This is a genomic window from Bacillus sp. V3B (assembly GCF_024494465.1).
GTDB lineage: Bacteria > Bacillota > Bacilli > Bacillales > Cytobacillaceae > Bacillus_BD.
The window spans coordinates 32,909-43,508 of sequence record NZ_JAETXM010000031.1 but is presented as its reverse complement, the minus strand read 5'-3'; the positions used below and the strand labels follow the sequence as shown (position 1 = coordinate 43,508).

General features: G+C 37.7%; 8 protein-coding genes and 1 pseudogene. 4 read left to right on the top strand and 5 right to left on the bottom strand.

Going from position 1 to position 10,600, the window contains the following annotated elements; translation table 11 throughout:
- Positions 1–325 precede the first annotated feature (325 nt).
- Positions 326–673, top strand: coding sequence for a four-helix bundle copper-binding protein (locus tag JMM81_RS20325; protein WP_256243369.1), 348 nt, complete (start codon positions 326–328; stop codon positions 671–673).
- 160 nt (positions 674–833) lie between these two features.
- On the opposite strand, the gene JMM81_RS23305 is transcribed toward JMM81_RS20325, so the two are convergent.
- Together JMM81_RS23305 and JMM81_RS20320 are read right to left on the bottom strand one after the other, a co-directional pair.
- The gene (locus JMM81_RS23305; protein ID WP_483862177.1) at positions 834–1,187 is read right to left on the bottom strand and encodes a four-helix bundle copper-binding protein; all 354 of its coding nucleotides are present in this window, start codon (positions 1,185–1,187) and stop codon (positions 834–836) included.
- Between the two features lie 459 nt (positions 1,188–1,646).
- Positions 1,647–2,582 carry an LCP family glycopolymer transferase gene (locus JMM81_RS20320; RefSeq protein WP_256243368.1) on the bottom strand — a complete coding sequence of 312 codons (936 nt, stop codon included), beginning with the start codon at positions 2,580–2,582 and terminating at the stop codon, positions 1,647–1,649.
- Positions 2,583–3,323: 741 nt separating this feature from the next.
- Here JMM81_RS20320 and JMM81_RS20315 point away from each other — a divergent pair.
- Positions 3,324–6,623 (top strand): trifunctional glycoside hydrolase family 18/polysaccharide deacetylase/glycosyltransferase family 2 protein, encoded by a 3,300-nt coding sequence (locus tag JMM81_RS20315; RefSeq protein WP_256243367.1) that lies wholly within the window; start codon positions 3,324–3,326, stop codon positions 6,621–6,623.
- A gap of 520 nt (positions 6,624–7,143) precedes the next feature.
- On the opposite strand, the gene JMM81_RS20310 is transcribed toward JMM81_RS20315, so the two are convergent.
- Positions 7,144–7,785: a DUF421 domain-containing protein gene (locus JMM81_RS20310; RefSeq protein WP_256243372.1), complete on the bottom strand. Its 642-nt coding sequence runs from the start codon at positions 7,783–7,785 to the stop codon at positions 7,144–7,146.
- 553 nt (positions 7,786–8,338) lie between these two features.
- Between JMM81_RS20310 and JMM81_RS20305 the strand changes: the two genes are divergently transcribed.
- Positions 8,339–8,467 (top strand): hypothetical protein, encoded by a 129-nt coding sequence (locus tag JMM81_RS20305; protein ID WP_256243366.1) that lies wholly within the window; start codon positions 8,339–8,341, stop codon positions 8,465–8,467.
- A gap of 113 nt (positions 8,468–8,580) precedes the next feature.
- On the opposite strand, the gene JMM81_RS20300 is transcribed toward JMM81_RS20305, so the two are convergent.
- Positions 8,581–9,372, bottom strand: a complete 792-nt coding sequence (locus JMM81_RS20300; RefSeq protein WP_256243365.1) for a phosphosulfolactate synthase — start codon at positions 9,370–9,372, stop codon at positions 8,581–8,583.
- Between the two features lie 161 nt (positions 9,373–9,533).
- On the opposite strand from JMM81_RS20300, the pseudogene JMM81_RS20295 reads away from it, so the two are divergent.
- A pseudogene (locus tag JMM81_RS20295) lies at positions 9,534–10,076 on the top strand (MFS transporter); the annotation flags it as partial.
- A gap of 168 nt (positions 10,077–10,244) precedes the next feature.
- On the opposite strand, the gene JMM81_RS20290 reads toward JMM81_RS20295, so the two are convergent.
- The gene (locus JMM81_RS20290) at positions 10,245–10,532 is read right to left on the bottom strand and encodes a hypothetical protein (RefSeq protein WP_256243364.1); all 288 of its coding nucleotides are present in this window, start codon (positions 10,530–10,532) and stop codon (positions 10,245–10,247) included.
- Positions 10,533–10,600: the final 68 nt, after the last annotated feature.

The window sequence follows — 10,600 nt, the reverse complement described above, 5'->3', positions numbered from 1 at the left end:
TTCAGCCGGGGTTTGAACCCCTACTGAATCAGAGAGCTTTTTGCATTCATCCCCCACTTACAGAAGTGGCGGACTTCTGTACCTGTCGCAAGCTTTCGGTACAAAAAGCATTTGCTGAATGAAGTTAAAATCAATGAAAGAAAGTATTTTATCGTTTTGGGGATACAATTTCATCTGAGCTTGATGACGATGTGGCGATAACCCTTACACTAAAGTAAACAGTTTAATTACTAAAGGAAAAACTATATATAATCATGTCAGGTTTTGTATAAAAAAAGGTGAATAGAAGATAATAGCCTTGACTACATTTAATGGAGGTTTTAATATGGGTGTATTATCAATGTCGCCAACAAATATGGATAGTTGTATTGAAGTATGTGTGAAATGTGCAAGAGCTTGTGAAGAATGTACAACGGCTTGCTTACAAGAACCTGATGTACAAGCAAGAGTGAAATGTCTCCAAACGCTGAATGATTGTGCTGAAATTTGTTTACAATCAGTGGCTTACATGTCTCGAAATAGTGCATTCTCAAAACAATTCTGTCAACTTTGTGCAGCTATTTGTGAAGCATGTGCGATGGAATGTGAGAAGTTTCAAGACGCGCATTGTCAAGAGTGTGCTAAAATCTGCCGTCAGTGTGCTGAAGAATGTCGTAAAATGGCTACAATGTAAAGTAAAAAGCAGGTAACATATTGTTACCTGCTTTTATTCGAATTACTGGTAAAAAGGAGGAGTTTCATGAGGCTAAGTGAAGTCATCATTTTGGAACTACTGATGTTCATTTCAATATTTGCTCCTCTATCGATACTTGCTTTTCTTTCAATTTTTGGAGCTATGCAGACATAGCATAGGCACGACATTCTTGTGCGCAATGCAAGCAGACTTTACCACACCTTTGCGATAGTTCATCAGGGTGCTGCAAACAATGGTTACCACAAACTTCGCAAATCTGTGCACATAATGAAGCCATTGATTTTGCAAAGTAGCTACAACGGGCAATGTATTTAGCAGTTAAAGTACATATATCTGCACAGTCCCTAAGCAATCTTAATTGCTCTTTTCTATGGCTAGAACCTTCCATTTGTATAATTGAATACTCCGTAAATTCACAAATAGCTTCACAATTTTGAATAGTTTCCAGAACTCTATGATGGGACACGTGACTTTGATCTTGATGATGAGACATGTGACTTTGATCCATATGATGGGACATGTGACTTTGATCCATATGATGGGACATATTCTGATACATTCAATTTCCTCCTTAGAATTTAAAACTTGTAACACAATTCATCCTATGTATAGATGCTTGCCTATGATTTAGGCATTAATCTATTTATAAAAATTCTCCCCACGTTTCAAACAAGTCCTTTATTCTATATCTCTTATAAACGTCCTGCAAATCGATCAAAATAAATTTTTGTGAAACAAGATGTTTCAGGTCCTGCCTAGATAGTACCAGCCTATCTAATTTCCAAATATCTAGATGATGCCTGGCACCCATTTCGCTCAGTCGCTCTCACTGTGACCCAGACTATTTTCAGTTCCACGTTACCTCGTTGAAGTATAAAAAAGTGCCTGTCCCCTACAAGCCACGGGGATCAGACACCTTTTTTATTTCCTAATTTGCGCTTTGTGAAGAAAGCTATTCAATCGTTAAATGTTCTTTAAGCATTTTGGACAGGTTTGTACGTTCAGTCTCAGGTACAAAGTAGTAATAGACCTCTTCGATTTCTTTCCCTGTTCCGTTAATTTGAATTTGTTCAAAGTGATGCCGAGCTTCCTTGTAATTCGCTTGGATCACTTTTATTTCATCAAAGGTTAAATTGGTTTTCACATTATTTCCAATGACATCTAATATGTTCCCGTAGTTTGCCAGTGTTTTTGTGGAGGCACCTTCTTCAATTACAGCCTGGATAATCTTGCGTTGGCGTTCTTGCCGTCCAAAATCACCGTTTGGATCTAACTTACGCATTTGAGAATACTTTAAGGCTTCCTCACCATTCAATTGCAATGGGCCTACAGGAAAGTCTACCCCTTTATATGTAAAGTCTAAGGTGTTATTCACTGTAATCCCGCCAACAGAGTCTACAAGGTCTTTAAAACCGTCCATATTGACTTTCACGAAGTAATCAATCGGGATATCTAGGAAACTTTCAACCGTTTTGATTGTCATATCAATCCCGCCATATGTATAGCTATGGTTCATTTTATCCTTTGTTTCTTTCCCGATTATTTCGGTATGTGTGTCCCGGGGAACGCTTACCATTTTTACAGATTGGTCGTCAGGATTGATGGTTAATACAATCAATGAATCCGGACGTCCGCGGTCTCCCTCGCGCTGGTCAACACCAAGCAATAATATGGATATTGGGTCTTTCTTAGTCAAATCTACCACACGCTTTTCGAATTCTAAACGGTTAAGTGGTTCATGTGTTTGTTTAAATGTACTGGCAACAGAGTTATACACTGAAAAGCCGTACACTCCTGCACCTACAATAAGAAGCAAAATGACTCCAATGGTAATGTTAAACCCGAGCCGCTTTTTTTTATGCTTAGGAGATTTGTGTTCCTGTTTCATTCTCACACTTCCTTTGCGCTAAACTTGTTTCAGTTTATCATCTAAAAAAACAAACAGGTATACTTCAAATTCACTAGAAAAATGACGACTATGACTGTAATGCGGGTAAATAGATAACCTTGGATAGGTAGGATGACCCTTTTTGAAGATAGAAACCTTTATATAATACTTATTTTCTATAGATAAATCATCAAAATGAGCATTTCTACTAAAGGGTTTCTTACAATAAATGAGAGGGTTATCCCTAAATAACTGGAAACATCATATAAAAGGAACAACCTTGCTTTGGTTATAGAAGCGCTTGCTGGATTATTGGCCTAAATGAATTTCAAATCAAACATTTCCATTTTTTAGATAATATATAAGGATTATGCCTTAAAGACAGTCATTTTTCTGGTTTTATGTATTAAATATTGAACATATCAGCTTATTTATTTTTTAATAGTCTACTGCTACTCTTGTATAGGAATCATGTAAACTACCATTTGAGGGATAATTATCCATTAAAAGGTAGAAACGGATCAGGAAGTGTGTACCTCATTTTCAGCATAAAAAACAAAGGGATTGGAAACTTTAGATCCCTTTGTTTTTCATGCTGACTGGACTATGAAATCGCAAAGTTTTTGTGAACTTTTTAACAATATATGTCTGATTTACTAGTAAAAACATATGTCATAAAAAGTGGGGATGTGAAAGTGTTTAAGCAAAGGCAAATAAATGATGCAAGGTAGGTAGCCAACCATGTCCAAAAAGATATCTTCTTATAATAGAAGAAAAAAAAATAAAAAGGGGAACGCCCCCCTTGATAAACCGTTTATTTTTGAAACAAAATCAAACAAAAGATGGGGCGTATTGATCTGTTCTTTCACTCTAGTGGTCATCGTTTCCTGTATGGTCCTATTCATGTCTGGGTTAGGCATCTATTTTAATCCGATCATGCCTGAAGTAGAGACAAAAGAAACGAATGAATTTTCGCATATTGCTCCATCCGGAGTAACCGACTCTTCTGCTACTTTTTTACATACTGATACGAACGAAAAGTTTCTTCAAGAAAAGATAACCCACAACCAAGATGTGTATGCTTTCCATGTTAATTGGGATAAAAATAGTGAACTTTCATTAAGGCGTAATATTGATACGATCGATGTGCTGATTCCCCAATGGTTTCGTTTAACTCCTGATTTAGAAGTTGAAAGCAATATTCAAATGGAAATAGGGGAACTGGCAAAAAAGAATAACGTGAAAGTTGTACCATTAATTAACAATGAACAGAATGGCGAGTGGAACCAGAAAACAATACATAAGCTATTGAGTTCGCCTGAAGAACAAGCGAAATTGATAAAAAATCTACATACACAAATTAAAAAGTATGGATATGATGGAATCAATATTGACTTTGAGAATATCAACAAGAGTGATCGAGATTTATTGACCGATTTTATGAGGGACCTTTACAAGGTTTTTCATGCAGAAGGCCTATCTGTATCCATCGATGTACCGCCGGCAAATGAGGCATTCGATTACAAGGCATTGGAAAATCATGCTGATCAAATCATTTTGATGTCATACGATGAGAATGTCCTTAATCCTGGCTCGATTGCCTCGTCTTCATGGTTTAAAGAAAACCTCTCCCAAATATCCAAGGACAAACTGATTGTTGGTTTGGGCAATTATGGCTATGATTGGGATTGGGAAAGCAAACAAGCTGGGGAAGCCGTATCCTTTGATGATGTCACTAGGCTGATAGAAAAGGCAGACCTGAAAATACAATGGGATGACATGAGCCAAACGCCTTATCTTAAATATAGGGAGAACAACAAGGTGCATGAAATCTGGTTTTTGGATAGTGCGACCTTCTATAACCAATTGAAAATGTCTGCCCAGGCTGGAACCCAGGGAATTGCATTATGGCGTCTCGGAACCGAGGACCCCTCTGTTTGGGATATTTTAAAAGAAGAAAAGACGGAAGAATTGCTTACGGTTAAAAATGGAGACACTATCTATAGCACGGGAGAAGGAAATATATTTCGTGCTATAGAGAACGGGGCAGAAGGCGAACGCAGCCTTCAATTTGATGATGCTGGTTTCATTACAAGTGAAGCCTATGTAAAAAACCCAAAATCCTCAGAATTTGAACGGTTAAGCCAGCCATCCGATAAAGAGATCGTCTTAACCTTTGATGACGGGCCCGACCCTAAATACACAGAAGATATATTAAAAACCCTGAAACACTATCAAATCCCGGCCACGTTTTTTATCATCGGCAAACAGGCGATGCTCCATCAGGGTATCGTTGAACAAATGTATCGGGACGGCCATGAGATTGGCAACCATACGTTTTCACATCCATATATAAATCAACTATCGGATGATCAATTAAAGCTTGAACTAAATAGTACTCAGCGCATCATTCAAGGGATAACCGGCCATACGTCCTTATTATATCGGTCCCCATATGGAGATGAAGAAGCAAAGTACCTTCAGCCCTCTTTTCAAAGAATGCACGAGATCACTCAAATGGGCTATGTTACCGTTAATTATGATATTGATGCAAAGGACTGGAAGCTGCGTGATAGCAAGGCCATTGTTGAAAATGTGCTCAATCAGGTATCAAGCGGTGATATTATTTTGCTGCATGACGGGGGTGGAGACAGGGAGGCAACCGTTCAGGCCCTTCCAAAGTTGATTGAACAATTGCAAAGCAAAGGCTATACATTTGTGACGATCAGCAAGCTAATGGATGAAAGCCAAAGCAGTATCCTATCTCCGGTTCCAGATGTGGAAAACCCAATCGTGCAAAGCACAAAAGTGATGTTGTTCAATATAACGAACTTCAAGTACCTCATTTCCATTTTGCTTTATGGTGTGCTTTTTATTGCGCTTCTGCGCCTTTTAATCCTTGCTTGTTTAGCATTTAAGCATAAAAAACAGGCTCAGGACGAACCTCCGAGAGATTCCTTTACTCCATTTGTGAGTGTTATCATTGCTGCCTACAATGAAGAGAAAGTGATAAATAGGACCATTCAGTCGATCTTGAAAAGCGATTATCCAAGCCTTGAAATCCTTGTAGTCGATGATGGCTCTAAGGATCAGACGTCTTTGGTTGTATCGAAGCATTTCTCTGACAATGAAAAGGTTCACCTACTGCATAAGAAAAACGGAGGAAAAGCATCGGCCATTAATATGGGAAGCAAAAGGTCAGCAGGGGACATCCTTGTTGCGATCGATGCGGACACCATTGTCCCGCCTGAAGCGATTTCGCTGCTTGTCCGCCACTTTGCAGATGAAAAGGTGGCAGCAGTGTCCGGGAATGTGAGGGTTGGAAATGTGCACAATTTATTGACAGCCTGGCAGCATGTTGAGTATGTCACCGGGTTTAATCTGGAAAAACGTGCTTTTGACACCCTAAATTGTGTAACGGTTGTCCCAGGAGCCATAGGTGCGTGGCGCAAACAGGCCATTAAAGAGCTTGGTTATTTTTCAGCCGACACATTGGCAGAGGATACAGATCTGACCTTAAGTATTCTAAGACGGGGTCACAAAGTAATAATCGATGAACAGGCATATGCCTATACAGAGGCACCAGAAACGGTTAGCGATTTTCTTAAACAGCGGTTTAGATGGACCTTTGGAACATTACAATGCTTTTGGAAGCATAAGAAAGCGTTTGGGAGAAGGAAGCATAAATCACTAGGATTCATTGCTCTTCCCAATATACTGCTATTTCAATTTGGCGTCCCTTTATTTGCACCATTTTTAGATTTGTTGTTTATTCTAGGAATCGTAGTAGGCGATGTGAAAAAGTCATTATTGGTTTTTGGCTGTTACTTTATCACGGATCTCCTGATTAGTTTAGTTGCTTTCAGAATGGAGAAGCTTAGCCCAAAGCCACTGATGACCCTGATCTTGCAAAGAATGGTCTACCGTTACTTATTGCTTTTTGTTATCTGGAAATCGATTCTCACAGCCCTAAAAGGGAACCGGGTCGGCTGGAACAAGTTAGAACGGTCCGATAATCTCGATCTGAAGGATGCAGGATAATGGTACTTTGCCCCTGAGGCATTACTTGTGGAAAGCAAGAGGATGGTTTAAGACTAGTAATTACTTTAAGAAAACAATATGTATTTTATCCATGTACTGTAGGAAAAAAGGGTTCTGGTGCAAATACTTGAAGAAAATATAAAAAAGCGAAGGATTTCTAGTGACCCCTGGTCCTATGCAACTAGTCCAAACAGTTGATGGATGAATTCTTTTTGATTTTGGACAGACTTCTCCCTTTGGAGAGTCTGTCCTTTTTTAGAGTACTAGTATCAGTATGTCCAAGATTCAAAGATTACTTACAAGTGGTTTGGAATTTTTGCACCAGAACCCTTTTCCTTACTAAGCGACGTGCTATTCGACGCAGGGGGAGCCTTTCAGAGCGTTACCTCGTCATTCGACCCCTCGACATAACCCTTCAGTTTCAGAAACCTAAAACTGCCTGACCTTTACCGAAATTGTGTGACCACATTTCATTTGAGCCAGGAACATTTCGCACCAATCATTGCCCCCGTTATTGAGATTATTGTAAATGCTTGGGTGGGGCGTTTTTATGTACTTTATTCTGAACTTCTGCGAATATGTCCTCTTGGCTTTCGGCCTTATACTGTTTGTTTATCAAGTTTAAAGTGTCATTTATATGAGTAAGTTGCGAATTACTAGGTATCAAATTAATCATTGTTTGTTTGAAATCTTCAAATTCCTTTTTCGTTACAGGCTGAGCATCCTGTTTCAACTCAAAACCTAATTGACCATTTGGTTCTAATGTTGCCCATTTTACGTCACTAATTTTAGATACACTTTTTTGTCTGAGTTTCATTTCAAGTTGGTCCACCGATAACCTAAGTTTCATCAAGTTTTTTTCATTCAACATTCCGTTTTCGATTACCACCTTTGCTTTACCTGTAATCGCTTTTTCAAAACTGTCAGATTTCATTTGTATAAATTCCATTACTAATAGTGTTCCGACAAGAACACCACCAACCAAAAAGGTTGTCCAAATATTTTTTCCTGCTACAGGTTGAATTAATAAAGACCCAATCCCAATCATAATAACAGTTTCAGCCAATGTCATTTGTGGAATTGTTTTCCTACCTGCAATTCTCAAAAGTACTGTTCCCACAAAAACGATCAATATCGCTTTCCATATATAATCCCATTCCATAAAATAAATAACCACCATTCGTTTGAAAAGAGTTAATGATATCTTTCCCAACTTACCCTCTATTATCCATTAAAAACCTCCGTTATTACACCTTCCCTTCACCATAATATCGATCGAAGTTTTAACTTTGATCGATTGACTAGCTTTCTTAGCTTCCAGTAGGAAATGTTCCAGTGTCCTACCAGCCGAAGATTAGAAGGATTGTCCTGTTTTACAATTTGGAAGGTAAGGAAAAATATTAAATAAAAGCAACCGTATAGCTGCTATCCACTGTTTTGAAGGTTTTCGGCTTGTTCCGTATGGAAGCGTTAGCCGTAAATGGAACAGGAACCTATGAATTGTTAAGAAAATCGCCTTTTCCTTTCTTACAGGCTCTATTGTTGTCACCCAAAGAAGGTTCTGAAAGGATTCTGAAATTCATTGTTTTAACCTTTAGTTCACTAAATCCTTATTCTTAAAGGAAATCGCAGCCTAAAGGCTACTGTGGTTTGGAGTTGTATATAATCAACCAATGCATGGTGACACCAAAGTTGGAACAAGCAGTTTGCCAGAAATGGAACCAGACATTGCACTTTGGGGCTGGGCGGACGTTTATATGGGGAAAATGCCTTTAAAAGGGGTTACATTGCAAGTCAATGTTGAGAGTCAGTCCCTACCAAAGACTAAATTCAACAGACTATAAAAAAGCCCCCTTTAGAGGGCCTTAAGGAATTCGAATTGGAATTGCTAGTTCTACTTTTAGAATGTTTAAATATATGATGTTTTATACGTAATATATTTTTTGCTAATCATTCTTCATTTTATATAAAATGTCTTATGACGGTAATTTGTATTCACGTTCTCCTCCAAATAAAAGGTTTCACTTCTTAATCCACACCGTTGAGCTTCTAAAAGTAATACATCTCTTAATTTCACATTTCCTAAATTAACATTCGTTCCAATTTCATTAATAAAATACATTTGGTGTTTTGCAGTAGGAGCTTCAAAAATAATTTTTTGGCTATCTATATCTTTTACTAACTCGCTAATCAAATCGGATTTGATGTTGCCATTTTTTTGATAAATACCAGAAGTGCCTGAATCTCTCCCTTCTGTAATCACATATTCGCTTCCTGCCTCTAATAATAACCTTATTTCTTCCTTCCACTCGGAAATAGGCATCTCTTGATCAGAGTCTTTTGATCCTACTTCTGCTATAATGTGAAAATCCTTTTTGATTTCAGAAATCAATTTGAGACGTTCGTATAGAGAAATATTTAATGTACCGTTTGATATTTCAACCCATTCAATCCCTAGATTGCATAAAAACTTTAAATATTCAGTAACTTTTCTTTGTTGATAGCATTTTTCAAATAAAGTGCCTCCACAATACGGTTCTATTTGAAATCCCTTATACAGATCTACCTTTTCCTTTAAGTTTGGTGTTACATAAGCAGACCCTATTCCAATTTTAGCAATATCAATAACCGGATGATAATCATCTAAAATATTTTTTAATTCCCCGATCGAAGTTCCTAAATCGATAATGGACGTAAGACCGTATGTCCGCTTTCCTGTAGTCCTTTTAGGTATCTCTAAAAAATCCATTGCATTCAACTCCTTAATTTTTACGTTAGACTATTCAAAAATTGGGCAAAGGTGTAGATTTTAGGTTTGTACCCCCAAAAATAGGCAATAATCTTCAATAAATGCTTTCGTCATATCAAACAATAAAAGAGTTACAGATTCTACTATCAGGGGTGTCATTCATGCCAAAGCAAAAACAAAAAGGAATGACAATTATTGCAATCGGATCCATTCCACTTATACTTGTTTTAGGAAATTCTATGTTAATCCCCATTCTTCCAAAAATGAAAAACGAACTCGATCTTACGCAATTTCAAACTAGCTTAATTATTTCTGTATTTTCGATTTCCGCCGCGGTCATGATTCCGATCTTAGGTTATCTATCTGACCGGTTTTCACGAAAAGTAATCGTGATCCCTGCCCTCATTTTGTACGGAAGCGGAGGAATTTTGGCGGCTGCTGCCGCAGCTTGGTTTTCCAATGCCTATACATGGATTCTTGCAGGAAGGATTATGCAAGGAATTGGTGCTGCGGAAACAACATCCATGGCGATGGCCTTAACCGGGGATTTATTTAAAGGTGGAGAACAGAGCAAGGTTCTAGGTTTAGTTGAAGCATCAAATGGTTTCGGAAAGGTCGTTAGTCCCATTATTGGTTCTTTATTAGCTTTGCTTTTCTGGTACGCAGCATTTTGTGCCTTTCCGATCTTTTGTCTTGTTTCCATTTGATTTTGGACAGACTTCTCCCTTTGGAGAGTCTGTCCTTTTTTAGAGTACTAGTATCAGTATGTCCAAGATTCAAAGATTACTTACAAGTGGTTTGGAATTTTTGCACCAGAACTGCTAATGCTGATTCCACTTTCAAAAGGCGCCCCGTTTAAGGTTCCTGTCCCTTCATTTTTCACTTTCTTCTTTTATAGTCTCCATTATCTTCTTCTGAATTCTTAATTGTACCTTTTGATATTTTTTTGCACTTTTAACATTTGAGGTTCCAATTGCATACCTAACATTTACATTTGTCTTTATCAATTCTTTATATTGGTCATTTTGATAAATTTCTTTAAACCAATCCAATTCTTTCAATAACATTATATTCTTTTCAATTTTCTCATCACTTGGTTCTCCGCCAAACATACTAAATGACATGAGAATATTAGCCAAAATTTCCAAAATTGAACCCAATCTTACCATCTCCTCTACTAAAATATTTAACCTATAAGAGGTGCAAAACTATCAACATGTTGAAACCC